We start from the raw sequence: 22587 nt of genomic DNA on the forward strand, positions 1-22587 counted from the left end.
GAGCTCCGCTTAGTTGATGGAAAGGCCGAAGTGGCGGGGGACCATGACGATGCTCTGCAACTGCTCCTTGTAGGAGAGCGTGTTGTTGCCGGGGGAATACTCCGCCCGCTGCACGGCGGTCCGGGTCGTGACGTCCACCCTCACCAGCACCGGAGTCGATCTGAACCAGTTGAGGTTGGTACCCAGGGAGGTGTACCCCGTGCGGCCGGAGGTACTTAGTTGCGTGTCCAGGCCGGTCTTGATGGCCGCCCAACTGGTGTAGCCGGGTCCGCCTACCCAGTTCCGTCCCGAATCGGCGCTCAGGTAGACCCGGAATCCAGCGATGTTCTCCGTGACGACCTGCTGGGGGATGTTGGGGTCGGGCGTGAAACCCGAGGTGGAGTAGGTCCCCTGGTCGCGCACGAGGCACAGGGTCGAGGCCGCTGAACTGGCCGGATCGAGGCTGAGGGCCTGGAGGGAATACCTCACCATCTGGGCGGGCCGGACGAAGACCACACCGCACCCGGGGGTCGTTCCGCTCGCGGTGATATGCTGGAACCGGGGAGCTTCGCCAGAAAGCCCGGAGCCCGTAATGGATGCCATGGGATCGGCCCCCAGCACCACCGTCACGGAGCTTCCGGACGATGTGACGGAGTTGACATATCCGGCATCAAAGGAGTCCTTGAACAGGATCACCTGGCCCGGCTTGACGAGGTTGGCGTAGGACAGGTCCTTGCAGTCGATCGAATAGGTGAAATCGGTCGCGGTCGCAGCCTGGCCCGCCAGGGCCAAGGCCCCGGCGACCCGGGCGCTGGTGCTCGTCAGGGACCCTTCGAAGGGAAGGGGTTCGTCCATGTAGAAATAGAGTTCGTCCGCGCCCTGCGTGACGCCGGGGATCGGTGTTCCGGCCTGGGCCTGGGGATCCGGCATGACCCGGAAGCCTTCGTTGGCCGTGGAAAATGCCGGGGCCGACGCCAGGTCCACGAGATACATCCCGGCATTGTTCAAGTCGTCATAAACCATGTCGAGGGACATCCGGTTGCGCCGGGCGCTGGAAAGCTTCTCACCGGCCGTGGCGAAGGTCGTCAGGGTGGATTTGAAAACGGCTGACATGCCAGCCATGAGGATGAGGGTGAAAACGAGCGCCACGAGCATCTCCACCAGCGAGAAGCCTCGCGAGGCCTTCCTGGAAAGCCGCTTAGCCATGGATGATTCTCCGGGCGATGTTCACGGTGCGCAGAACGGCCGTGCCGGTCTTGTTGACGTCATCGGCGAACTCAACCGTGACGCTGTAATCGGAGGTTTGGCCGATGCCCCCCGCGTTGTTGACGTTGTTCGCCTCCGTGAAGGTGGCGATGTACCTCACCGTTGACGACAGCTCCGGCTTGGACCCGACGGGGGCCGTGGAGACCGGGGTAATCTTGACCAGGTTGGTCGAAGCGTCCAGGACCTCCCCGAAGCCCTGATAGCGGGTGCCCTGCCCGATGTATTGAAGGTCCGACAAGGTCTCCGGGATCTGCAGGGGGGTGTTGGTGATGGACAGCCAGCTCAGGCGGCCCTCCGCTTCAACCTGGTCCATGATCCTGTCCGCGATCTTCACGGCGTTGGCCATGCTCTGGCTTCCGCGGCCGGCCTTCAGGGACATGGTCTGGAGCATCGAAAGGCCCAGGATGCCGATGGCCAGAATGAACGCGGCCATGAGCATCTCCACCATGCTGAATCCTGCCTGGCTCCTTCGCCGGGTTTCGGTTGGATGGCTGGTCATCAGAGCTTCCTCCACTGGCCGGATCTCCCACTAAGGACCCCCGGGTTGTAGAACTTGTAGATCGTCGCCCCATTGTTGAGGCCCACCAGGAGGCCCATGGGGCCACCGGAAACGGGCACGCCGTTGCGAAGGGAAACCACCTCGATCCAGAAGGTGGAGGTGAACCGCTTGCTGAATCCACTGATGCGGATGGCGTTGACGTTGCTGCCTCCCTGGAACAGGTTGTCGGCGGGGAGGGCCAGGATGCCATTGAAGCCGGAAGTGGTCAGGTTGAAGGGACGGACCGTGGTGATGTCCTGGGAGCCCGTCGCGGCCGTTGCCCACCATGACGCGTTGGCATTGGTGACGATCCCAGCGCCTTGATGCACTGCCTGGAGTCCGGTGGCCGTGGTCGCCACCCGGAACGACTCAGAGGAGGTCCCGCCGTTGGCGAGGACCGTGGCGGTACCCAGGTTGGCATTTCCGAAGGCCAGGAGAAGGGGGTTGGTGGCCGCCCAGTCGCCCCGGGTCGCCAGCAGCACGTCATTGCCGCTTGCCACCGAGGTTTTGTGGGCGTTGGCCAAGGTGCCCTCCAGGTCGTCGAGGAGGGACCGCACCGCAGTGCCTGGGCGGTCTCCGAGCATGGTCGCGCCGGCAATGGCAAGGATGCCGACGATGGCCAGGACCACGATCATTTCGACCAGGCTATAGCCGTCGTAGTTTCGGGAGGGAGGGGCCATGGAGCATCCTTTGAGCTTCATAAAAGAATGAATTACGGGGAAAAGCGTTCAAAAAATTTTTAACATCCCTTTTTACAATATTTATATTTTGTCAAAATCCTCCTGGCGATAGGAGAGGAGGGGTATGACTATTTTTTATACATCGCCAATGACGGGATTTGTCACTCAGGGAATTTCCCTTTTCCGCGTTGCGGGAGGCCTGGGTGGATTATCTTTATGGTTGATCCCTTATCATTGGGGGCGACGGTCCCGCAGACTGCACTCAAGGAGCCCAGGCATGAACCGTACTCGAGCGTCAGCAGGCTTCTCCCTGATCGAGCTGCTCCTGGTCCTGGCCATCATCGGGATCATTTCGGCCATCGCCATCCCCTCCTTCCTCGGCCAGCGGCGCAGGGCCCGCATGATCGGCGACGCCAAGGCCAACGCAGCCGTCCTGCGCATGGCCTTGGAGACCCGAAAGGCCGACGCGGGGATCTACGGCCCCGCCAACGCCACGTATGACTGGACGGCCACCACGGCCCCCGCCGCCTCCGTGAATCCGGCCCCGGCCTTTGCTGTCAACAAGGCGACCACCATGATGAACTACACCGTCACCGTGGGCTCCCTGGGCATCACCTACCGGCTGGACGTCAAGGACACCACCCTGGGCGGAATCACGGTCTACACCACCAACCAGAACGGCTCCTCCGTGTACGAACTCCACTAGACCGTTCGCTGGAAACTAAGGGAACATCCGCCCCCGCCCACCGCGGAATGGGTCGGGCTGGCGCAGGCCGAGGTTCCGCGCGTGCATCACCTGCGCAATCCGGGCCCGGCGGTGGTTCCGGGCCCATGCTGTCCACCGGAGGTGGGCGATGGGCGGGCGCGGCGGGTTCTCCTTGATCGAGGTGCTCACGGTCATGGCGGTGGCCGGCCTGGCCCTGGGGGGAATCGTCCGGCTGGTGGAAGGAACCGCCCGGGCCGGCGCAGGCGTGGAGTATCGCCTGAAGGCCCGCTGGGAAGCCATCGGTGCCTTGGAACGGGGGACGGTCCGGGCCTCCCGGGAGCCCATCCGCGTGCAGGTGGCCGCGGAAGGGGGGTGGCGGGAGGCCAGGGCGTCCTGGCCCGAGGGCGCCCTCCGGCTGGAGGTATGGGTGGGTTATGAATGAACGGGGTCACTCCCTTTTGGAACTGGCGGTTTCACTCTGCCTGCTTTTATGCCTGACTGCTGGCCTGCTCCGGTTCCTTGGGGCCTGCTACGGAACCCTGGGCCGGACCTTGGAGCGGGTGGAACTCCGGCGGGGCCTGCGGCGGGCCGCGGACCAGCTGTCGGACGACCTTCAGGAGGCGGGGTTCCAGGTGCCCTGCGTGGCTCCCCCCGGGGAACCGGCCCTGGCCCAGGGCTCGTCCGGCGACTTGATCATCATTATGGACGAGGTGGTACCGGTTCGGGGCCACCTGTGCGCTCCGCTTCCGGTGGGGGACCCGGTCCCCCTCTCCCGCCGGGTGCGGCTCAGCGCCGAGGGGCGTGTGCGGCTGGTGGCGGGCGATGTCCTGCTCGTGGAGGACGGGGCCTGGGAGGGCCTCAGGCTGGCGGGCCCGCTGGAACTTCAGCCCCGGGAGGTGGGGGAGGGGATCGGGACCGTCCTGGAGGGGGAGGTTCCCCGGGCCCACGGAGATGGGGCGCCCGTTTCCTTCCTGCGTCCGCTTCACAGGGTGGTTTGGCGGCTGGAGGGATCGCTTCTGGTCCGCCGGTGCGGCGAGGAAAGGGGGCGGGTTCTGGCGGACCGCGTGGCGGCCTTCCGGGTAGACCTGGGAGCGCCCCCGGCGGCGTTGGTGACCCTGGAGGCCCGGGGCCCCGCCGGGGAGCGGTGCGCCTTGACCCTGACCCGGGTCCCCCGCAACGGGGCCCCGCCATGAGGGGGGGCGCGACCCTGCTCATGGCCGTGGCGGTCCTGGCGCTGTCCGCGGCGGCAGCCTGGATGATGCAACGTACCGTGCTCCGGGAACTGGCCGTGGAAGGGGAGGCCCTGCGGGGTGCCTGGGCGGCCCTCGCCGCCGACAGCGCCGAGGCCTGGTTCCTGCAGGAGGGCTGGAAGGCCCTTCCGCCGCGGCCGGCGCCGGGGCAGGGATGGGACGCAAGGGCCGGCTTGGCCCTGCGGGTCCCGCCCGGGGTCTTCCCTCGGGAACCCGCCCAGGACGGGGAGGTGCTTGTCCGCTTCCTCGGCCCCTCCAGCCGGTGGCCATGCACCTGCCTCTGGCGCCTGACCGTGGTGGGCCGGGTGCGGGGCCCCCGGCTCTTCGTGAAGACCCGGGAAGTCTACGTCACCGTTCCGGATGAAAGGGGACCACCGACCAAGCGTGCGTGGCGGATCCTCCGCTGAACGCGTGAGCCTGTTAAGCTGAACCCGTGGAGCTTGATATCGCTGAACCCCTGAAACTGACACCGAAGAAAGGGTTCGGCCAGCATTTCCTTGTGCAGGCATCCGCCATCAAGGCCATCGTCGGGTCCGTGCTGGCCAGCCCGGCCACCCGGATCCTGGAGATCGGCCCCGGCCCCGGCGTGCTCACCGCGCCGCTTCTGGAGGACGGGCGTCCCCTGTGGGCGGTGGAGCTGGATCCGGAGGCGGTGGCCGTCCTGGACCAGCGGTTCCAGGGGGTCGAGCGCTTCCACCTGATCCCGGGGGACGCGGTGCACGCCGCCCTGCCGGAGGGCCCCGCCTTCACCGTGGCGGGGAACCTGCCCTACAACGCCTCCACCGCCATCCTGGGCCGCTTCCTGGTGGAACCCGTGCCCTGGGAGCGGATGGTCTTCATGTTCCAGCTGGAGGTGGCCCGGAAGATCCTGGGCCGGCCCGGCACCAAGGACTACGGTCCGCTCTCCATCCTGGCCCAGCTCTGCTGCCGGGTCACCCGGGTCCTCAAGCTGGGGCCGGGGGCCTTCCGGCCGGCGCCCAAGGTGGATTCGGCCGTGCTGCTCTTCGAGCCCCTCCCGGACGCGCCGGCCCTGGAGGTCCGCGCTTCGCTGCTGGCCCTCCTGCACCGCAGCTTCAACCACCGCCGCAAGACCCTCGCCAACAACTGGCAGGGCTGGCTGCCCCCCGAAAAGATCCAGGATCTCCTCGCCTCGCAGGGCCTCGCGCCCGCCATCCGGGCGGAAGCGATCCCCCCCCGCACGTGGCTCGAACTGTTCCGTGCCCTTTCCTGAAAGCATTAAATGGATTTCGCCTCACCCCCCTTCATCGACTGGCAGAACCCCCCCGCGAAGGACGAGCTGAGGCTCATCCCCATCGGCGGCCTCGGGGAATTCGGCATGAACGCCCTGGTCGTCCACACCGCCAAGAGCCTTTTCCTGGTGGACTGCGGCCAGCTCTTCCCCTCCGAGGACCAGCCCGGCATCGACAGCATCATCCCGGACTTCGCCTACCTGGAGCCCTTCGCCGACCGCATCGACGCGGTGCTGCTCACCCACGGCCACGAGGACCACCTGGGCGCGCTGCCCTACTTCCTGGAGCGCTGGCCGGTGCCGGTGTACGGCACCGCCTTCACCATGGGCATCCTCGAGGGAAAGCTGAGGGAGCACGAGCTCTGGAGCTCCCGGCACATGCACGTGGTGGAGGACTTCGCCCGGATCAAGGTGGGCCGAGGCGAGATCCAGGCGGAATGGATCCCCGTCACCCACAGCATCCCCGACGCGTGCGCCATCGCCCTGCACACCCCCTGGGGCGTGGTGGTGCACACCGGCGACTACAAGCTGGACCCCACCCCCGTCGACGGGCGCCTCACCGGCACCGCGCGGCTGAAGGAGCTCGGCGACGCGGGCGTGGCCGTGCTCCTGTCGGACTCCACCAACATCCTCAACACGAAGCCCACCCCCAGCGAGGAGGACTGCCGCGGCGGCCTGCGGGACGCGTTCCGCGCCACCAAGGGCAAGCTCTTCACGGCCACCTTCAGCTCGAACATCCACCGCATCCAGATCTTTTTGGACCTGGCCTACGAGGAGGGCCGCAAGGTCTGCCTCCTGGGGCGCTCCATGGAGCGCAACGTGGCCGTGGCCCGGACCCTGAAGCGCCTTTCGCTTCCCGACGACCTCTTCATCGAGCCCAAGGAGGTCCCCCTCTTCCCCCCGAAGAAGGTCGCCGTGCTCTGCACCGGCTCCCAGGGCGAGGAGATGGCCGCCCTGCAGCGCATCCTCAAGGGCGAGGTCAAGGGCATCAAGATGGTCGAAGGCGACCGGCTCCTGCTCAGCTCCCGCGCCATCCCCGGCAACGAGGTGAGCATCTCCCGCACGCTGGACACCGCGGCCCGCCTGGGCGCGGAGACCACCCTGGAGGGCCTGGGCGTCGTCCACGCCACGGGCCACGGCCACCGCCCCGACTCCGCCGAGATGATCGCCATGGTGCGCCCGCGCCACATGGTGCCCGTGCACGGCACCTACCGGAACCTCAAGGTCCACGCCCAACTGGCCGCGTCCATGGGCTACGACAAGGAGCACATCCTCTTCCTGGACGGCGGCGAGTGCCTGCGCCTCTTCAAGGACGGCAGGGTCAAGGAGGCCGGCAGCGTCCCCGTGGGCAAGTGCTTCGTGGACCAGGGCGTGGACCACATGGTGGACGCCCGGGTCATCCACGACCGCCTCATCCTCCAGGAGGACGGCATCGTCATCGCCACGCTGGTCGTCGACCCCGAGACCGGGGACCTGGCCGCGGAGCCCTCCATCCTCACCCGCGGTTTCGTGGTGCTCAACGACGACCAGGCCTATTCCGAACTGCTCCGGGCCACCGTCAAGAACGCCTTCGAGGAGGCCCCGCGGGAGATCCGGAAGGACAAGGACCTCCTGGTGGAATTCCTGCGCCAGTCCCTGCGCCGCACCATCCGCAAGACCACCCAGACCCGGCCCGTGGTGGTGCCGATGATCCTGGAGACCGGAAGCGGCGAACCTGCACCTCCTGCCGCGAAACAGAAGAAACGAACCCGCAGGTGACGAGCGGTTCCGCCGGGAAAAGCAGGGCAGGCAAAGCTTCGAACGGCTACTTCGCGTCCTTCAGCCCTTCCCTCAGCCGCTGCTGGATCTCCTCCATCACCAGGATGAGGCGGGCCTGCTGGGCGGGGGCGAGGCCGGAGCGGATCTCCTCCTCGAACTGCTTGCGGCCGGCCTCCTGGGCCCGCCGCAGGGTCATGTACTGGTCCACCACCGGCTTGAGCCGGGCGTTCTTCTCGTCCTCGGCCTCGGGTCCCATGAGGATCTGGTGGAACTGCCTGCGGAGCTCAGCGGTCTGCTGGCCCCGCTCCATGTGCTCGCGGTCCCAGCGGCCCCACTTCTCGGCCATCACCCGGGCCCGGTCCTCAGGGAGGCCAAGCACCTTGGTGATGCGGCTCACCCGCCACTGGAAGAGGCGGGCCATGAAATGCGGATCCTGGACCCGGCTGGGGGAGGGGGCTTCGGTCCGGTGGGGGGTCTGCGGGGCCCGGGGCGCCTGGGCGGCCAGGGTGGCGGAAAGGCCGAGCAGCAGTGCCATTCTCATCACGGGCGCCTCCGGGTGGGTCATCACTTGGAATCCTTGGCCGGCTTGGGCTCCAGGCCCTCGAGGACCGTGGCGGCCTTGTCGGGGGGGAGCCTGCGCAGCTGGGCCACCTCGTCATCCCCTTCCATGAAGGGGGTCTCGGGCAGCGCGGCCGGGAGCTCCGCGGCCGGCGGCGTGTAGGTGGCCTCCACCAGGGGCTGGCGGTTGGCCCGGCCCAGCCAGAAGCCGCCGAAGCCCACGGCCATGAGGAGGGCGGCGGCCAGGGCCCAGAGGGCCGCGGGGCGGTCGCCCGCGCGGGGGCGGCTGGGCAGCTTGCGAAGCACGCGCCCGGGAAGCTGATCGAAATAGCCCGCCGGCGCCACGGCGGCGGGGGCGTCCTCCATGGCCAGCCAGATCACCCGGGCCTCGGAGCAGCCGGCGCAGGCCTTCACGTGGGCCTCCACCTCGGGCGGCAGGTCCAGGGGATCCACTTCGATGGCGGCGAGGGCTTCAAGGCAGTTCATCATGGCCTTCCCCCTTTGATGAGTTGCGATAGGTTCTGGATGGCGTGGAACACATGGGCCTTCACGCTGCCCACGGAAATGTTCATCTCCGAGGCGATCTGTTCATATTTCCAATCATTCTCGATCTTGAGCGTGAGGGCCTGGCGCTGGCGCTTGGGCAGCCGCGGGAGGGCCTCCCGGAGCAGGCGCCTGGACTCCTGGTCCAGGAGCGTGGACATCTGGTTGTCCTCCACCCGGAGCGCCAGATGCTCCGGGCCGTCGGGCGTGGCGTCCAGGCTTTCGTGGCTGGAGCGGGTCCGCCCGAGGAAATTGAGCGCCTGGCGGGTGGTGATGGTGATGAGCCAGGTGCGGAAGGAGGATTCGAACCGGAAGCCGGGCAGGGCCCGGTAGACCCGGAGGAAGGTCTCCTGGACCACGTCGTCCGCGTCCAGGTGGTTCTTGAGGATGGAGAAGGCCTTGCCGTAGACGTCCCGCTGGAACCGCTCCACCAGGTTGGCGAAGGCGGCCTGGTCTCCGGCCTGCGCGGCCACGACCCATTCCTGGATCTCGGGACCGTGGTACGGGGAATCCAGGGCGGCCTGCTGCATCAACCTCTCGTCTCTGGCTGGGATAGCTAGGGATATCATCAAGGGCCCACCCGCAAAGCACAAGACCCGGACTTGGGTCCTGCCTACTAGACCCCGGGGGCCGGGCCCGGGTTGAATGGTATAAAGAATCTGGAGAAACCCATGTCCGCTTCCCTCAGCCGCATCTACCCCCTGCTCACCGAAGCCCAGATCGCCGCCCGCGTCCAGGAGCTGGGTGAGGAGATCTCCCGCGACTACGCGGGCAAGGACCTGGTCGTCATCGGCCTCCTGAACGGCGTCTACCCCTTCTTCGCCGACCTGACCCGGGCGATCAAGCTCGACATGGACGTGAACTTCATGCGGGTGGCCAGCTACGGCCACGGCCTGGAGTCCACCGGCGAGGTGAAGATCCTCACCGACATCGACAAGTCCATCCGGGGCCGCCACGCCCTGGTGGTGGAGGACATCGTCGACACGGGCCTGACCCTCCACAAGGTGCGCAACCTGCTGCTGGACCGCGAGCCCGCCAGCCTGAAGATCTGCACCCTCCTCAGCAAGCCCAGCCGGCGCCGGGTGGAGGTCCCCGTGGACTACACGGGCTTTTCCATCGAGGACCACTTCGTGGTGGGCTACGGCCTGGACCTGGAGGGCAAGCTGCGCAACCTCCCCTACGTGGGCATCTACAATCCCGCCTGAAAGGGAGCCATGGCCCGTCATTTCGCGCCGGCGCTGGCCGGATTCCTCCTGCTGGGCTGCGGCTACCACCGGCTGGACAACCGCCCCCGGGCCGCGGCCTGGATGGTGAAGGGGCAGACCGTCCGCATCGCCGCCTTCCGCAACAACACCCCCAAGCTGGGGGCCGAGGAGACCTTCCGCAAGGCCCTGGAGAACCGCATCGTGGCCGCGTCCCCGTGGCGCCTGGTGCCCCAGAGCGCCGCCAGCCGCTGGGTGCTGCAGGGCGCCATCGAGCGGTACGAGGTGCGCGCCCTGGGCCTCTCCCTGGGCAGCGACTCCGTGAAGGGCTCCGCCGGCAGCGCCACCCGGGTGGAGGTGGTGGTGGTGGCCTCCGTGCAGCTGCTGGACGGCGTCACCGGCGACGTGGTCATCCAGCGGCCCCGGCTGACCTTCTCGAACCAGTACCGGGTCGACCAGAACTTCGCCAGCTTCAACAACCAGGAGCTGCGGGTGCTGGGCACCCTGTCCGACGACTTCGCCGAGAGCTTCCTGACCCAGCTGCTGGAAGGGAGCGACTGAATGGCCATTCCCAAGACCTGGCTGGACTCGCCCTTCGCCCTCCTCCACGGGGAGGACAGCGACGGCCGCAGGGCGGCGGTGGAGGCCTGGAAGGCCGTGCACGTGGACCCGGAGTGGGAGGTGTTCTCCTTCACGGTCTGCGCCGAGGGCTGCCCCTGGGCCGAGGTGGTCAACGCCCTCACCGAATCCGCCCCCCTGGGCGCCGACCGCGTGGTCCTGGTGCCCCAGGCGGACAACCTCCTGGAAAAGGCCAAGGAGCTGCCCCCTTCCGTGAAGCGCCTCATCCTCGAGCCCCTGCCGGCGACCCGCCTGCTTCTGGTGGCCCGGGGCACCCTCTCCGCGGGCCCCGGCAAGATCCTCGGGGCCAAGCCCTTCAGCGACTGGGCCAAGCAGGGCAGGGTCCTGAAGCTGGGCGCCATGGACGACAAGGAGGCCCCCGCCTGGGTGGAGGCCGAGGCCGCCCGCATGGGCCTGCGCCTCGGTTCGGGCGTGGCCAAGCGCATCGCCGCCCGCATGGGCGGCAACCCCGGCATCCTGCGCCGCTGCCTGGAGGTCCTGGACCTGCTTGCCGACGACCGCCGGGTGGAGGCCGATCTGGTGGACAAGGCGACCTTCCGACTGGGCGAGCAGACCGCCTTCGCCTGGTCCAAGGCCTGGCAGGGCGGTTCCGCCCCCACGGCCTTCGCCGCCCTGCGGCAGGCCGTGGAGGACGACCCGAGCGGCGCCCCCCTGATGCTCCTGGGCCAGGCCCGGCGCGAAGTGGAGCGCCTCTGCCGGCTCACCGACGCCCGGCGCAACGGCGTCAAGAGCCGCGACGGGCAGGTGGCCGCCCTGGGCCTGGGGCCCAATCAGGCATTCCTGTTCGACGGCTATGACCGGGTCCTGAACCGCATCGGCCCCGAGGGGGCGGCCCGCCTGCTGCACCTGGTGAACCAGACGGACATGGACCTGAAGGGAATGGCCATCAGCCGCAGTCCCAGCCCCCTTCTGAACCTCACCACCGCCCTGTGCCGGGCCTGGTCCTCCTGAAACGAAAAAAGAGTTGTTAATCTTTTGAATCGGACCTACACCTAGAGCACGCCAAGGGGGACCCATGACCGCCTGTTCCATGCCCAACCTCACGTCCCTGGGGACGGTCGAATCCAAGTCGGTGCTGCCGAAAGGCTGGAAAGCCGACCTGACCGACCTCGCCAGCCTGGACCTGACCCTCCCCGTGATGGAGCTCATCCGCCGGACGACCAGCAGGCTGCCCCAGGACATCATCGAAGCCGTGGTGGCCAACCGGAACCTGGAGGCCGAGGGCTCCCGGGCCGCCAACACCCTGGACACGATGATCGAGAACATCACCCTGGCCGACGACCACGTGTCGCCGCTCTGCCAGGACACCGGCACCATCATCTTCTGGGTGCGCCATCCCTTCGGCCTCTCCCAGCGCAAGGTGAAGGAGCAGATCCGCAGGGCCGTGGCCGACGCCACCGCCCAGTCCTGGCTTCGCCCCAACTGCGTGGAGAGCCTGTCCGGGAGGAACCCGGGCAACAACATGGACCCCTTCCTCGAAGGCCACCCCGTCATCCACTTCGAGGAGCGCGAGGAGCCCGGCGTCGAGGTCTCCATCATGCTCAAGGGCGGCGGCTGCGAGAACGTGGGCGCCCAGTACCGCCTCCCCGAGGCCTCCCTGGGCGCGGGCCGCGACCTGGGCGGGGTGCGAAAGTGCGTCATCGACGCCGTCACCAAGGCGCAGGGCCAGGGCTGCTCCCCGGGCATCCTCGGCGTGGCCATCGGCGGTGACCGGGTCACCGGCTACGAGCGCAGCAAGGAGGTCATCCTCCGCAAGCTGGGCACCCCGAACCCCGATCCCAGGCTGGACGCCTTCGAGCGCAAGCTCACCGAGGAGATCAACACCCTGGGCATCGGGCCCATGGGCTACGGCGGACGCACCACGGTCCTGGGCGTGCTCGTGTCCGAGATGTTCCGCCATCCCGCCAGCTTCTTCGTGAGCATCAGCTACATGTGCTGGTCGAGCCGGCGCATGGACCTGGTCGTCGATGAAACCGGCTCAGCCCTGTACCGCTAGGAGACTCCCGTGAAGCGCATCACGACCCCCATTTCCGAAGCCGTCGTCCGCGACCTCAAGGTCGGCGACGAGATCCTCCTCAGCGGCCGCGTGGTCCTCTCCCGGGACATCGGCCACAAGTTCATGGTCGAGAAGAAGCCCGACTGGCTCAAGCCCCTGCTGCACGAGGCCGTCATCTACCACTGCGGGCCCGTCGTGGCCCACCACGAGGACGGGCACTGGTCCTTCGTCTCCGCCGGCCCCACCACCAGCATCCGCGAAGAGCCCTACCAGGCGGATGTCCTCGAGACCTACACCGTCCGCGGCGTCATCGGCAAGGGCGGCATGGGCAAGAAGACCTCGGACGCCCTGGGCAAGGTGGGCGCCTGCTACCTCCACGCCACCGGCGGCGCCGGGGCCCTCCTGGCCGAGCGGGTCAAGCGGGTGGTGGACGTGAAGATGCTCGAGGAGTTCGGCAGCCCCGAGGCCTTCTGGATCATCGAAGTGGAGGACTTCCCCCTGGTCGTCACCATGGACAGCCACGGCGGCAGCCTCCACGAGGAAGTGGCCCGCACGAGCCAGGAGCGCGCCAAGGAATTGATGGCGGCAAAGTAAACGGAGATCTTTTATCATCCTCTGCATCCCCGTCCATCCCCGTACATCCCCGGCAAATCAAGCGCTTGATTTGCCGGGGATGAACGGGGATGGACGGGGATGAAAAGGATAAAAAAATTCTGTCCCTCCCCGGAAGGCCCGGACTGCCTATGCACATTTCCTACTCCCAGCTTGCCAGCGACCTTGCCTCGGCCCTGGCCGGGTTCCTCGACCTGGCCGAGGCCCGCGCCGAGAGCCGGCGGTGGTTCCAGGAGGGGCTGGGGCTGCCCGCGTCCTGGCTCCTGGTCCACGGCGACGACCCCGTGCCCGAGGAGGACGCGGCCAAGGTGGGGCTTTGGCTGGAACGTCGCAGGCAGGGCGAGCCCTGGTCCTACATCCTCGGCTGGTGCGAGTTCCGGGGGCGCCGGTTCCAGGTGACCCGGGACACCCTGATCCCCAGGCCCGAAACGGAGCTGGTGCTGGAGGCGGCCCTGGAGGTGGGGCGGCGGCTGGGCGTGCTCCACGCGTGCGACGTGGGCACCGGCACGGGCATCCTCGCGGTGTGCATGGCCCTGGAGACCGACTGGGAGGTCCAGGCCTCCGACATCAGCCTGGGGGCCCTGAAGGCCGCCCGGGCCAACGCCGCGGCCCAGGGGGCCAAGGTGGCCTTCCAGCGGGGGCACCTCCTGGCCCCTCTCAAGGACCCCCTGGGCCTCGTGGTGTCCAACCCCCCCTACGTGGACCCCGCCGACGCCCCCGGGCTCCAGCGGGAGCTGGCCTTCGAGCCCGCCACGGCCCTGTTCGCCCCCGACCGGGGCCTGGCCCTGTCGGCGGAGATCCTGCGCGAGGCCCGGCGGCGGGCCGCCCCCGGCTGCGTCCTGGAGATCGGCGCGGGGCAGGGGGAGGAACTCACGGCCCGGGCCCTGGCCTCGGGCTGGAAGCGCGCCGTGGTGCACCAGGATCTGGCAGGCCACGACCGGTGCCTCATGGCGCTTCTTTAACTGGCACGACCTCTGCCATGACTGGGAGTGGAGGCAGGTCATGCGGTATCTTTTGCCCATCGCGATCGGAGTTCTGGTCCTGGGGTGCTCCATTCCCAAGGCCCATGATCCCAGTCTGACCAAGCAGCCCCGGATCCCCTACGCCGAGGAGGGGCCGGCCGCCGCGCCGCTGTCGGACGGCTCCCTCTGGCAGGACCGGCAGACGGTGGCCGATCTGCGCGCCCACCGCCTCAACGACCTGGTGACCATCAAGATCACCGAGTCCACCACCGCCACGTCCAAGGCCGACGTCACGACCTCCCGGTCCGGTTCCAACACCCTCACCGCCCCGTCCCTCTTCAGCCGCCTGGCCAGCGTGGGCGTCGGCAGCGGCGCCGCGGCCACCGGAGGGTTCAAGACCGCCACCACGAACAAGTACGCCGGAAACGGCGTCACCGACCGCAGCGCCCTCTTCACCACCACCATCACCGCCCGGGTGGTGAAGGTCCTGGGCAACGGCAACCTGATCTTCGAAGGCTACCGGGACATCCAGCTCAACAACGAGAAGCAGCGCCTGTACGTGGCCGGGATGCTCGACCCCGCGCGCCTGGACACCGCCAACACCATCGGCTCGGCACAAGTGGCCGAGTTGCGCGTGGGCTACGGCGGCCAGGGCGTGGTGGACGAAACCCTGAAACCGGGCTACATAAGCCGTCTCCTGTCCTTCATCTGGCCGTTCTGAGGCAGGCACATGCGCAGACTCCTCCTTCTCCTCGCCCCCCTCCTCCTGACGGCGGCCATCCCCGACAAGGGGATCGGCCTCCCCCTGCGGGAAGTCGCCTCCCTCCAGGGCGTTCGCGGCAACATGCTCATGGGCTACGGCCTCGTGGTGGGCCTCAAGGGCACCGGCGACACCATCCAGTCCAAGTTCACGATCCAGAGCCTGGCCAACCTCATGGCCCGCCAGGGCATCAGCATCCCCACCACGGGCGTGAACGTGAAGAACGTCGCCTCGGTGATCGTCACCGCCGAACTGCCCGCCTTCGGGAGGCCCGGCCAGCGGGTGGACGTCACGGTCAGTTCCAACGGGGACTCCTCGTCCCTGGCCGGGGGCACCCTCCTCATGACCCCCCTCCAGGGCCCCGACGGCCAGGTCTATGTGGTGGCCCAGGGCTCCCTCCTGGTGGGCGGCTTCTCCGTGGCCACCGCCGGGGCCTCCAACACCAAGAACCACCCCACCGCCGGGCGCATCCCGGAAGGGGGCCTGGTGGAGCGCGAGGTGGGCGGCAACTTCAACGACCGCAAGGTGCTCCGGTACAGCCTGCTGATGGAGGACTTCACCACCGCCGTGCGCGTGGTCAAGGCCATCAACCAGGAGCTGCCCTCGGCCTCGGCCCGGGCCCTGGACGCGCGCACCATCGAGGTGCCCGTGCCTTCCGAGTTCCAGGGGCGGATCGTCGAACTGGTGGCCCGGCTCGAGAACCTGCAGATCGAGCTTCAGTCCCATGCCCGGGTGGTGGTCAACGAGAAGACCGGCACCGTGATCATGGGCTCGGACGTGCGCATCGGCGCCGTGAGCATCGTCCAGGCCGGCCTCTCCATCTCCGTCACGAGCGCGAGCCAGGTGAGCCAGCCCAGGCCGCTCAGCAAGGGCAAGACCGCCACCACCACCACCGGCGAGGTGAAGGCCGAGGACGAGAAGGTCAAGTCCCTCACCCTCGAACCCGGCACCACCGTGGGCCGGCTCGCCGAGATGCTCAACAATGTGGGGGTCACCCCCCGGGACCTGGTGGCCATCCTCCAGGCCATGAAGGACGCCGGCGCCCTCAATGCCGAGCTGAGGGTCCTGTGAGCTCCCCCATCCTCAGTTCCACGTCCGCCCCGGCCCAGGATCTGGTGGCCCCGGCCATCCCGGGCGGGAAGGACGCGAAGGAGGCGGCAAGGCAGTTCGAGGGCCTGCTGATGGCCAATCTTTTCAAGGAAATGCGCAAGACCGTCCACCCCTCCGGGCTGTTCGGCACCAGCGACTCCGCCCGGGGCACATATGAATATTTGCTTGACCAGGCCGTTGTCAACCACGCCATGGAAAGTGGGAAAACGTGGGGCCTGAGTGAACGCCTGGAGTCCTCCTTAAAGTCTGCCAAGCAAAATAGATGAACAGGACTTAATTGGAACCCCGTCTCTGCCGATACTAGAATCGAGTTGAGGTGAGTGATGAGGGTTTCAATCAAGACCGGGGCGCCAGCGGCATCCCAGAAGGTGGGGGGCGGACCCCAGCCGACCTCGGCGGGCCCTGTGGGGGCCACCGTTCCGGCGGATGCGTTCAGCGTCTCCAACGGGGCCCATTTCATCGCCGTCGCCCGGGCCCGCCTGGACGCCATCCCCGATGTGCGCCAGGAGAAGGTCGAGGCCATCCGCGCGAGGATCGACGCCGATGCCTACAACCCCGACGGGGAGGCTGTGGCCGACGGCCTGGTGCGGGAGCACACCCCGGCCCGGCAGGAGCCCTGACGGGCCGCAGATGAACCCACTCACCCTGCGCCAGTCGTTTCAGAACGCCAATCTGGAAGCCCTCCGGGAAGCCCAGGGGGTCCATGAGCTGCAGGCCAGGGACGCCGCGCGCAGGCGGGACGTGGGCGAGCAAACGGCGCTGGAGCAGAACAATGTTCCATTAATTCCCAAGGCCGACGCGCTCCGCACCGAGGAACGCAAGGGCAGGCAGCAGCAACCGGGCCAGGGAAAGAGCGAGCGCGAGGACGAGGAACCGGACGCCGAGGACCTGGAGCAGGCAATTCCTGCCGAAGGACACCTGGATTTGCTGGCCTGACGGCTCCGGCACAGCCTTTGCGCAGGGAGGGCCTGGAGGCTCTTCATGCTGCACTCGCTGCCCGCCCTGCTCAACGACCTTGAGGCCAGGCTCATCGCGGGCGAGGATCCCATCCCCCTTCTGGCCACCGTCCGGTGGCAGGAGGTCATCGGGTGGCCCAGGGACCGGGACGAGGCCCTGCGCCTGCAGACCCGGCTCCGGAACCTGAGGCTCCTCATCAACACCCTGGAGGCGCCGCTTCGGGCCACCCTCTCGAAACTGAGCGACGGCGCCACGTACGCCGCCCGGGGCGGCGTGCCGCTCCCGCCCACCGTCTCCATCCGCCTCCACCAGAACGCCTAGGAGATCCCCATGCCGGGCTTGACCGCAGGACTGAACATCGGCCTCTCGGGCCTCACGGCGGCCCAGAACTCCCTGGACGTCATCGGCCACAACATCGCCAACGTCAACACTCCCGGCTACAGCCGGCAGATCGCGCAGCTGGCCACCGCCGGCTCCTCCAGCTTCGGCGGCCTGGTCTACGGCACCGGCGTCAACCTCCAGGCCATCCAGGGCATCCGCGACCAGCTCCTGAACCTCCAGATCACCGTGAGCACCGCCCAGCAGAGCGGGGCCCAGGCCCGGTACCAGGGACTCCAGACCATCTCGAGCATCTTCACCGACGACGGCACCTCGGGCATCAGCTCCCAGCTCAACGCCTTCTTCACGAGCCTCCAGAAGGTCTCCGCGCAGCCCGAGGACGCCTCCCTGCGCACCAACCTGGTGGGCTCGGCCCAGAACCTGATCAGCACCCTCCAGACCAAGTACCAGTCGCTGCGGGACGCCCAGACCAGCGCGGACCAGCAGGTGGCGACCCTGGTCCCCACCGTCAACACCCTCACCGCCCAGATCGCCGCCCTCAACAAGAAGCTGGCCGGCGAAGTGAACCCCTCCCAGGACAACACCTCCATCGACCAGCGGCAGGACCTCGCCAACCAGCTGGCCAAGATCGTGGGGATCCAGACCTACATCGACGGCAAGGGCCAGATGAACATCAACCTGGACGGAGGCGTGGCGCCCCTGGTGATCGGGGGCACGGCCTACACCATGACCTCGATCCAGAACAACACGCCCCCCGCCACCGCGCCCTTCTACAACGCCGTGGAGGTGAGCCTCGGCGGCACGGCCCCCTTCACCGACGTCACCGCCTCCATCACAAACGGCGAAATGGGCGCCCAGCTGGACCTGAGGGACAACCTCATCGCCGGCTACGAGAAGCAGATGGATGAGCTGGCCGCGGGCGTCGCCTACAACATGAACGTCCTGCAGAGCGGCGGCTACTCCCTGGACGGCGTCCAGCACAACCTGGACTTCTTCCAGAACGCGGGGGGCAACACCAACCACCTGCCGTCGGCCATCCAGGTCCCCCCGGACGCGGGCGCGCAGGTGCCCGCCAACGACTACAAGGGGATGGTCCTGGCCCTCTCGGTGAACGCGGCCATCGTGGCCAACCCCTCCCTCTTCGCCGCCAGCTCCACCGGCGCCGTGGGCGACAACCGGAACGTCCAGGCCATGGTGGCCCTGCAGACCTCGGCCTCCACGGTGGACAGCACCGGCGTGGGTCCCGCGGGCGCCGTCACCGGCCCTTTCAGCACCTTCATCACGGGCCTGGTCACCAAGGTGGGCACCGACGCCTCCCAGTGGAAGATCACCTCCACCAACGTGGAGAACATCACCACGGCCCTCACGACCCAGCGCGACAGCGTCTCCGCCGTGGACCTCGACACCGAGGCCGCGAATCTCATCACCTACCAGCGGGGCTACCAGGCCTCGGCCCGGTTCGTGTCCGTAATCAGCCAGCTCACCGACCAGCTCATCAACAACCTCGGCGTCTAGGCGGGAGAGGAACCATGACCATCCGCACCCCCAACCCCATCAACTCCTCCCAGATGCTTCTGGACCTGCAGCGCTCCAAGGAGCGCTACTCCAACTACGCCACGCAGCTCACCACGGGCAAGGCCATCGTGAACGTCGGGGACGACCCGGCGGGCTCCGCCGCCATCCTGAACTTCCAGGCCTCCATCGACCAGAACAGCCAGTTCATGAGCCAGATCGACGCCGCCACCGGGTTCCTCCAGAACTCGGAGACCGTCGCCACCTCCGTGCAGACCCAGGTCACCCGCCTCATGGAGCTGGCCCAGAGCGGCATGAACGGGACCCAGAGCGCAACCAGCCGCGGCGCCATCGCCTCCGAGGTGGACGGCATCTTCACCAGCCTGGTGAACCTCGCCAACACCAAGGTGCAGGGCAAGTACATCTTCGCCGGCACCAACACGACCACCGTCCCCTTCGATTCCGCCACGGCCCCTGCGGGCTCCCCCAATTCCATCACCTACAACGGCAACAACGCGACCATCAACTTCACCGTCGGGGCCAGCGCCACCTCCGCCACCAACATCGCCGGCGACACCCTCTTCCTGGGCGGCGCCGCGCCCGCCGCCTACGGCGGCAACCTGGACCTGTTCAACGCCACCAAGTCGCTGAGCCAGGCCCTCACCGCCGGCAACACCGCCGCCATCCAGACCGCCTACACCAACCTCCAGGCCATCAGCGCCCACCTCAACGACTCCATCACCCAGCTGGGCGGGCTCCAGAACGGCATCGACAACATCAAGACGAGCCTCGCCGACATCAACACGAACCTGAAGGCCGTGCAGGACACGGTGGAGGGCGTGGACTACCCCAGCGCCATCACCGGGTTCACGAGGGAGAGCACCGCGCAGTCCGCGACCCTGAGCGTCATGGCGAAAATCGGCAGCAAGAGCCTGTTCGACTACCTGGCCTAGGAGCCTGTCTACGTAATAGGAGGCCCCGCGACGGCGCCCAGAAGCGTGATTATCGAGCGCAAGGCACGCAGGAGGATTAGGTCGATCCTTCAAGGGACTTGCACACGATAAGCGCGCTTCTGGGCGCCGCCCTTCGGGTGATGGCAGCGGGGCCAGCAACTCTGCGTCAGGCTCGTCAACCGCAGTCCCGCTGCGGCTTTCCTCGCCTTCCTTGATTTGCTAGCCCCGGTGCCATCATCGCGGGGCCTCCTATTACGTAGACAGGCTTCTACAGCTAGCTCGCACAATTCTTGAAGGGCAGGGACCCCAACGGCAGCCACCACCCGGCCCGGCTTCCTTCCAGCAGCATGGTGCCGGCCGCGGGATGCAGCACCGGCGCGCCCAGGGCCACCTCGGGCGGCGGGTTCAGCGAGGCCCAGGCCTGGCTCCAGAGCAGGCGCTCCAGGCCCTCCTTGTCGGGGTTCCAGCGATAGACCCGGCCGAGGCCCAGGGCCGCGTAGGCCGCCCAGTCCTCCATAGCGGCCGGCTGGGCGACGGGCATGGCGAGGCCGAACCAGAGCCGCCCCGAGGCGTCCGCCCCGAGCAGCCGGAGCAGCTTGGCATCGCGGGCGAGGACATCCTCCGGCGCGAAGCCCGTCACCTCGCGGTCCGCCACTACCGAGCCGTCCTGGGCCACCTGCACGACCTTGCCCGGCGCGGGCTGCCACCAGAATCGCCTGCCGGCCTGGGCCAGCGAGGAGCGCCAGCCCGCACAGGGCACGCCCTTGTCCTCGGGGGCCGGGACGTGGCTCCAGCCCCTGGTTCCAAGGAAGGCCGACAGCCCGTTGCGCGTGGAGGCCAGGAAGGTCCAGGCCCCGGTGGGCAGCAGGTCCTCGAGCTCGGGCACTTCCGGCGGCAGCTCGATGTCCTTGGCGATGGGGCGCCGGACGTCCCCGGCCAGCGGCAGCCGCTGGACGGGGCCCTTGGCCCCGAAGAGGAACACCGCGGACTCCGTGCCGCCGCCCACCGCCATGCGGTCGTAGAAGCCGCGGTGGACCCAGCGCGGCTCGGGCGCGCCGGGCTCCAGGGCCATGGCCAGGGCGGGCTCCGTGCTGGAGGCCTCCCCGCGGTAGAGGAGCACCACCGTGCCGTCCGGAGCGACCCACGCGTCCAGGAGCTGCGCGAAGCGCCAGAATCCCTCGCTGACGCCCTGGGGCCGGGCCACCTGGAGGGAGGCCGCCGCCGACCCGTCGCGGAAGACGGCCACCAGCTGCCGATCGCTCTGGGTCTGCACCTGCGCCACCAGGATCCCGGGCTGCCGGGGAGCGAGCCATTTCAGGGCCCGCAGCGGGATCTGGGAGTCCACGAACTTGACGCGCCACCCGGGCTGGGCGGCCTCGACGCCGAAGGGGTTGGCCGGTTCGTCAAGGAGCGAGCCCGACGGCTGGTGGCGGGTGCCGAGGTAGACGCCTGCGGCCAGCAGCAGCATGACTCCCAGCCCTACGGGAAGGATCGGTCTCACAGCTTCGCCTCCGCGATATGGGCCTCCAGCGCCGCCAGGGCCCGCTCACGATGATAAGCCCCCTTGGCCTGCTTGAGGCCGCGAAGTCCGCCGGCCCTTTTCAGCATCCTGTGGTCCAGGATCCCGTCGGGGATCTCGGGGAGCAGCCCGATCATGGCGTTGGTGGGGCAGAAGTCCTTGGGCGAGGCGTGGGCCAGGTAGTGCAGCAGCGACCCCAGCATCGTCGCCCTCGGGAGGGGCGCGGGCTCGACGCCCAGCGCGTGCTGGCGCATGAAGATCGACGCCGCGAGTCCGCCCGCGGCCGACTCCAGGTAGCCCTCCACCCCGCTGACCTGCCCCGCGATCCAGAGTCCTGGCAGGGCCTTCACGCGCAGCTGCGCGTCCAGCACGCGCGGGGCGTTGACGTAGGTGTTGCGGTGGATGCTTCCCAGGCGCGCGAACTCGGCGCCCTCGAGGCCCGGGATGAGCCGGAACACCTCCTGCTGCGCGCCCCAGGTGAGCCGCGTCTGGAAGCCCACGAGATTGAAGTGGTCCCCGGCCAGGTCGTCCTGGCGGAGCTGCACCACGGCGTAGGGGTAGCGCCCCGTGCGCGGGTCGTCCAGGCCCACGGGCTTCATGGGCCCGTGGCGGAGCGTCTCGCGCCCGCGGTCCGCCATCACCTCGATGGGCAGGCAGGCCTCGAAGTAGGGCGTGTCGAAGTCGTGGAGGGGAGCGCGGGGCGCCGCCAGCAGCGCGTCCAGGAAGCGCTCGTAGGCCTCCTGGTCCAGGGGGCAGTTGTAGAAGTCGCTGCCGCCCTTGCCGTAGCGGGAGGCGGCGAAGACCACGGACAGGTCGATGGAGTCCCGGTCCACGATGGGTGCGATGGCGTCGTAGAAGTAGAGGCGTCCCGAGCCCACCGCCGTGGCCAGCCACTCCGCGAGGGGATCGGCCGTGAGGGGGCCGGTGGCCAGCAGGGTGGGGCGGTCCGGATCGGGCCGGGCCACCGTCTCCGTGGTCCACCGGATGAGCGGATGGGTCCGCAGCGCGGACGTGACGGCCGTCGAGAAGGCCAGGCGGTCCACGGCGAGCGAATTCCCCGCGGGAACCCGGGTCTCCCTGGCGCACCTCAGGATGAGGGAGTCCAAGCGCTCCAGCTCGGCCTTGAGGATGCCGGTGGCGCTGTTGGGGTCGTCGCTCTTGAAGGAGTTGGAGCACACCATCTCCGCCGCCTGGTCCGTTTGGTGGGCAGGGGTCTGCGCCTCAGGACGCATCTCCTTTAGATTCACTACATGTCCATGGCAGGCCAGCTGCCATGCGGCTTCCGCCCCCGCCAACCCCGCCCCGATCACATCGAATTCCATCCAGGCACTCCCATCTGGAAACCATGGTAGGGGCCTGTCCTGGAAAGGCTTTCACAAAAAAATCCGTTCCCCGGGAAAAAAAGGTGTTGCGATTCTGCACCCCAGTGGTAATCTGATTGTCCGCTGCGATCGAGGTTGCAGGGTCGGAAGGAAAGCGAGCCGGGCTGCTGAAGCCGG

28 protein-coding genes are annotated in these 22587 nt (G+C 68.2%); 20 read left to right on the forward strand and 8 right to left on the reverse strand.

What is annotated here, in order from left to right:
* Positions 1 to 9: 9 nt before the first annotated feature.
* From ACZ5MC_RS09790 to ACZ5MC_RS09800, 3 genes are read right to left on the reverse strand one after another with little or no spacing between them, the layout of a single operon-like run.
* Entirely contained in the window at positions 10 to 1185 is a 1176-nt protein-coding gene (locus ACZ5MC_RS09790) for a PilW family protein (protein ID WP_306600152.1), read from the reverse strand.
* Positions 1178 to 1744: a prepilin-type N-terminal cleavage/methylation domain-containing protein gene (locus tag ACZ5MC_RS09795; protein WP_306600153.1), complete on the reverse strand. Its 567-nt coding sequence runs from the start codon at positions 1742 to 1744 to the stop codon at positions 1178 to 1180. The genes ACZ5MC_RS09790 and ACZ5MC_RS09795 overlap by 8 nt, the downstream gene beginning before the upstream one ends.
* Positions 1744 to 2463, reverse strand: coding sequence for a pilus assembly FimT family protein (locus ACZ5MC_RS09800; RefSeq protein ID WP_306600154.1), 720 nt, complete (start codon positions 2461 to 2463; stop codon positions 1744 to 1746). Before ACZ5MC_RS09800 ends, ACZ5MC_RS09795 begins: the two co-directional genes overlap by 1 nt.
* Positions 2464 to 2740: 277 nt before the next feature.
* On the opposite strand from ACZ5MC_RS09800, the gene ACZ5MC_RS09805 reads away from it, so the two are divergent.
* The 6 genes from ACZ5MC_RS09805 to ACZ5MC_RS09830 all read left to right on the forward strand — a co-directional run bounded on the left by ACZ5MC_RS09805 (position 2741) and on the right by ACZ5MC_RS09830 (position 7426).
* Positions 2741 to 3169, forward strand: a complete 429-nt coding sequence (locus tag ACZ5MC_RS09805; protein ID WP_464517640.1) for a type IV pilin protein — start codon at positions 2741 to 2743, stop codon at positions 3167 to 3169.
* A 148-nt stretch (positions 3170 to 3317) separates the two neighbouring features.
* Positions 3318 to 3611, forward strand: coding sequence for a type IV pilus modification PilV family protein (locus ACZ5MC_RS09810; protein ID WP_464517641.1), 294 nt, complete (start codon positions 3318 to 3320; stop codon positions 3609 to 3611).
* Positions 3612 to 3729: 118 nt separating this feature from the next.
* The gene (locus ACZ5MC_RS09815) at positions 3730 to 4362 is read left to right on the forward strand and encodes a hypothetical protein (RefSeq protein ID WP_464517642.1); all 633 of its coding nucleotides are present in this window, start codon (positions 3730 to 3732) and stop codon (positions 4360 to 4362) included.
* Positions 4359 to 4826, forward strand: coding sequence for a hypothetical protein (locus ACZ5MC_RS09820; RefSeq protein WP_464517643.1), 468 nt, complete (start codon positions 4359 to 4361; stop codon positions 4824 to 4826). Before ACZ5MC_RS09815 ends, ACZ5MC_RS09820 begins: the two co-directional genes overlap by 4 nt.
* Positions 4827 to 4852: 26 nt before the next feature.
* A complete protein-coding gene (gene rsmA / locus ACZ5MC_RS09825; protein WP_464517644.1) occupies positions 4853 to 5650 on the forward strand; it encodes a 16S rRNA (adenine(1518)-N(6)/adenine(1519)-N(6))-dimethyltransferase RsmA in 798 nt (265 codons plus the stop codon).
* Between the two features lie 9 nt (positions 5651 to 5659).
* On the forward strand, positions 5660 to 7426 hold the full coding sequence (locus ACZ5MC_RS09830; RefSeq protein ID WP_306600160.1) for a ribonuclease J: 1767 nt from the start codon (positions 5660 to 5662) through the stop codon (positions 7424 to 7426).
* Positions 7427 to 7472: 46 nt separating this feature from the next.
* On the opposite strand, the gene ACZ5MC_RS09835 is transcribed toward ACZ5MC_RS09830, so the two are convergent.
* From ACZ5MC_RS09835 to ACZ5MC_RS09845, 3 genes are read right to left on the reverse strand one after another with little or no spacing between them, the layout of a single operon-like run.
* Positions 7473 to 7967, reverse strand: coding sequence for a hypothetical protein (locus tag ACZ5MC_RS09835; RefSeq protein ID WP_464517645.1), 495 nt, complete (start codon positions 7965 to 7967; stop codon positions 7473 to 7475).
* Between the two features lie 23 nt (positions 7968 to 7990).
* On the reverse strand, positions 7991 to 8470 hold the full coding sequence (locus ACZ5MC_RS09840; RefSeq protein WP_464517646.1) for a hypothetical protein: 480 nt from the start codon (positions 8468 to 8470) through the stop codon (positions 7991 to 7993).
* Positions 8470 to 9057, reverse strand: a complete 588-nt coding sequence (locus ACZ5MC_RS09845; RefSeq protein WP_306600164.1) for an RNA polymerase sigma factor — start codon at positions 9055 to 9057, stop codon at positions 8470 to 8472. Before ACZ5MC_RS09845 ends, ACZ5MC_RS09840 begins: the two co-directional genes overlap by 1 nt.
* 141 nt (positions 9058 to 9198) lie before the next feature.
* Here ACZ5MC_RS09845 and hpt point away from each other — a divergent pair, with 141 nt between their 5' ends.
* From hpt to flgL, 14 genes are all read left to right on the forward strand, one after another.
* Positions 9199 to 9732 carry a hypoxanthine phosphoribosyltransferase gene (gene hpt / locus ACZ5MC_RS09850; RefSeq protein WP_306600166.1) on the forward strand — a complete coding sequence of 178 codons (534 nt, stop codon included), beginning with the start codon at positions 9199 to 9201 and terminating at the stop codon, positions 9730 to 9732.
* A 9-nt stretch (positions 9733 to 9741) separates the two neighbouring features.
* Positions 9742 to 10290, forward strand: coding sequence for an LPS assembly lipoprotein LptE (gene lptE, locus ACZ5MC_RS09855; RefSeq protein ID WP_306600167.1), 549 nt, complete (start codon positions 9742 to 9744; stop codon positions 10288 to 10290).
* Entirely contained in the window at positions 10291 to 11319 is a 1029-nt protein-coding gene (gene holA, locus ACZ5MC_RS09860) for a DNA polymerase III subunit delta (RefSeq protein WP_306600168.1), read from the forward strand. It begins immediately after the preceding gene.
* A 64-nt stretch (positions 11320 to 11383) separates the two neighbouring features.
* Positions 11384 to 12364 carry a fumarate hydratase gene (locus tag ACZ5MC_RS09865; protein ID WP_306600169.1) on the forward strand — a complete coding sequence of 327 codons (981 nt, stop codon included), beginning with the start codon at positions 11384 to 11386 and terminating at the stop codon, positions 12362 to 12364.
* Positions 12365 to 12373: 9 nt separating this feature from the next.
* The gene (locus ACZ5MC_RS09870) at positions 12374 to 12958 is read left to right on the forward strand and encodes a FumA C-terminus/TtdB family hydratase beta subunit (RefSeq protein WP_306600170.1); all 585 of its coding nucleotides are present in this window, start codon (positions 12374 to 12376) and stop codon (positions 12956 to 12958) included.
* Positions 12959 to 13107: 149 nt separating this feature from the next.
* The gene (prmC, locus tag ACZ5MC_RS09875) at positions 13108 to 13938 is read left to right on the forward strand and encodes a peptide chain release factor N(5)-glutamine methyltransferase (protein ID WP_464517647.1); all 831 of its coding nucleotides are present in this window, start codon (positions 13108 to 13110) and stop codon (positions 13936 to 13938) included.
* A 40-nt stretch (positions 13939 to 13978) separates the two neighbouring features.
* On the forward strand, positions 13979 to 14659 hold the full coding sequence (locus ACZ5MC_RS09880; protein WP_306600172.1) for a flagellar basal body L-ring protein FlgH: 681 nt from the start codon (positions 13979 to 13981) through the stop codon (positions 14657 to 14659).
* A gap of 9 nt (positions 14660 to 14668) precedes the next feature.
* Positions 14669 to 15769, forward strand: coding sequence for a flagellar basal body P-ring protein FlgI (locus tag ACZ5MC_RS09885; protein ID WP_306600173.1), 1101 nt, complete (start codon positions 14669 to 14671; stop codon positions 15767 to 15769).
* Positions 15766 to 16074, forward strand: a complete 309-nt coding sequence (locus ACZ5MC_RS09890; RefSeq protein WP_306600174.1) for a rod-binding protein — start codon at positions 15766 to 15768, stop codon at positions 16072 to 16074. Before ACZ5MC_RS09885 ends, ACZ5MC_RS09890 begins: the two co-directional genes overlap by 4 nt.
* A 57-nt stretch (positions 16075 to 16131) precedes the next feature.
* Complete coding sequence (gene flgM / locus ACZ5MC_RS09895) at positions 16132 to 16428, forward strand: flagellar biosynthesis anti-sigma factor FlgM (RefSeq protein WP_306600175.1); 297 nt, start codon at positions 16132 to 16134, stop codon at positions 16426 to 16428.
* A 10-nt stretch (positions 16429 to 16438) separates the two neighbouring features.
* Entirely contained in the window at positions 16439 to 16744 is a 306-nt protein-coding gene (locus ACZ5MC_RS09900) for a hypothetical protein (RefSeq protein ID WP_306600176.1), read from the forward strand.
* Between the two features lie 45 nt (positions 16745 to 16789).
* On the forward strand, positions 16790 to 17086 hold the full coding sequence (locus ACZ5MC_RS09905) for a hypothetical protein (protein ID WP_306600177.1): 297 nt from the start codon (positions 16790 to 16792) through the stop codon (positions 17084 to 17086).
* 9 nt (positions 17087 to 17095) lie between these two features.
* Positions 17096 to 18619 carry a flagellar hook-associated protein FlgK gene (flgK, locus tag ACZ5MC_RS09910; RefSeq protein ID WP_306600178.1) on the forward strand — a complete coding sequence of 508 codons (1524 nt, stop codon included), beginning with the start codon at positions 17096 to 17098 and terminating at the stop codon, positions 18617 to 18619.
* 14 nt (positions 18620 to 18633) lie between these two features.
* Positions 18634 to 19569, forward strand: a complete 936-nt coding sequence (flgL, locus tag ACZ5MC_RS09915; RefSeq protein ID WP_306600179.1) for a flagellar hook-associated protein FlgL — start codon at positions 18634 to 18636, stop codon at positions 19567 to 19569.
* Between the two features lie 274 nt (positions 19570 to 19843).
* On the opposite strand, the gene ACZ5MC_RS09920 is transcribed toward flgL, so the two are convergent.
* Together ACZ5MC_RS09920 and trmFO are read right to left on the reverse strand one after the other, a co-directional pair.
* Positions 19844 to 21037 (reverse strand): hypothetical protein, encoded by a 1194-nt coding sequence (locus tag ACZ5MC_RS09920; protein WP_464517648.1) that lies wholly within the window; start codon positions 21035 to 21037, stop codon positions 19844 to 19846.
* Between the two features lie 29 nt (positions 21038 to 21066).
* Positions 21067 to 22410, reverse strand: a complete 1344-nt coding sequence (gene trmFO / locus ACZ5MC_RS09925; protein ID WP_464517649.1) for a methylenetetrahydrofolate--tRNA-(uracil(54)-C(5))-methyltransferase (FADH(2)-oxidizing) TrmFO — start codon at positions 22408 to 22410, stop codon at positions 21067 to 21069.
* Positions 22411 to 22587: the final 177 nt, after the last annotated feature.

The sequence above is a fragment of the Mesoterricola sp. JemC181 genome (assembly GCF_055384585.1).

Coding starts and splice junctions, on each gene's coding strand:
- ACZ5MC_RS09845 (WP_306600164.1), bottom strand. CDS start 9,057: ATGCAGCAGGCCGCCCTGGATTCCCCGTACCACGGTCCCGAGATCCAG.
- ACZ5MC_RS09835 (WP_464517645.1), bottom strand. CDS start 7,967: ATGAGAATGGCACTGCTGCTCGGCCTTTCCGCCACCCTGGCCGCCCAG.
- trmFO (WP_464517649.1), bottom strand. CDS start 22,410: ATGGAATTCGATGTGATCGGGGCGGGGTTGGCGGGGGCGGAAGCCGCA.
- flgM (WP_306600175.1), top strand. CDS start 16,132: ATGAGGGTTTCAATCAAGACCGGGGCGCCAGCGGCATCCCAGAAGGTG.
- holA (WP_306600168.1), top strand. CDS start 10,291: ATGGCCATTCCCAAGACCTGGCTGGACTCGCCCTTCGCCCTCCTCCAC.
- ACZ5MC_RS09900 (WP_306600176.1), top strand. CDS start 16,439: ATGAACCCACTCACCCTGCGCCAGTCGTTTCAGAACGCCAATCTGGAA.
- ACZ5MC_RS09820 (WP_464517643.1), top strand. CDS start 4,359: ATGAGGGGGGGCGCGACCCTGCTCATGGCCGTGGCGGTCCTGGCGCTG.
- flgK (WP_306600178.1), top strand. CDS start 17,096: ATGCCGGGCTTGACCGCAGGACTGAACATCGGCCTCTCGGGCCTCACG.
- hpt (WP_306600166.1), top strand. CDS start 9,199: ATGTCCGCTTCCCTCAGCCGCATCTACCCCCTGCTCACCGAAGCCCAG.
- ACZ5MC_RS09795 (WP_306600153.1), bottom strand. CDS start 1,744: ATGACCAGCCATCCAACCGAAACCCGGCGAAGGAGCCAGGCAGGATTC.
- ACZ5MC_RS09830 (WP_306600160.1), top strand. CDS start 5,660: ATGGATTTCGCCTCACCCCCCTTCATCGACTGGCAGAACCCCCCCGCG.
- prmC (WP_464517647.1), top strand. CDS start 13,108: ATGCACATTTCCTACTCCCAGCTTGCCAGCGACCTTGCCTCGGCCCTG.
- ACZ5MC_RS09920 (WP_464517648.1), bottom strand. CDS start 21,037: ATGCTGCTGCTGGCCGCAGGCGTCTACCTCGGCACCCGCCACCAGCCG.
- ACZ5MC_RS09880 (WP_306600172.1), top strand. CDS start 13,979: ATGCGGTATCTTTTGCCCATCGCGATCGGAGTTCTGGTCCTGGGGTGC.
- ACZ5MC_RS09885 (WP_306600173.1), top strand. CDS start 14,669: ATGCGCAGACTCCTCCTTCTCCTCGCCCCCCTCCTCCTGACGGCGGCC.
- ACZ5MC_RS09840 (WP_464517646.1), bottom strand. CDS start 8,470: ATGAACTGCCTTGAAGCCCTCGCCGCCATCGAAGTGGATCCCCTGGAC.
- ACZ5MC_RS09805 (WP_464517640.1), top strand. CDS start 2,741: ATGAACCGTACTCGAGCGTCAGCAGGCTTCTCCCTGATCGAGCTGCTC.
- lptE (WP_306600167.1), top strand. CDS start 9,742: ATGGCCCGTCATTTCGCGCCGGCGCTGGCCGGATTCCTCCTGCTGGGC.
- ACZ5MC_RS09790 (WP_306600152.1), bottom strand. CDS start 1,185: ATGGCTAAGCGGCTTTCCAGGAAGGCCTCGCGAGGCTTCTCGCTGGTG.
- ACZ5MC_RS09865 (WP_306600169.1), top strand. CDS start 11,384: ATGACCGCCTGTTCCATGCCCAACCTCACGTCCCTGGGGACGGTCGAA.
- ACZ5MC_RS09810 (WP_464517641.1), top strand. CDS start 3,318: ATGGGCGGGCGCGGCGGGTTCTCCTTGATCGAGGTGCTCACGGTCATG.
- ACZ5MC_RS09905 (WP_306600177.1), top strand. CDS start 16,790: ATGCTGCACTCGCTGCCCGCCCTGCTCAACGACCTTGAGGCCAGGCTC.
- ACZ5MC_RS09800 (WP_306600154.1), bottom strand. CDS start 2,463: ATGGCCCCTCCCTCCCGAAACTACGACGGCTATAGCCTGGTCGAAATG.
- flgL (WP_306600179.1), top strand. CDS start 18,634: ATGACCATCCGCACCCCCAACCCCATCAACTCCTCCCAGATGCTTCTG.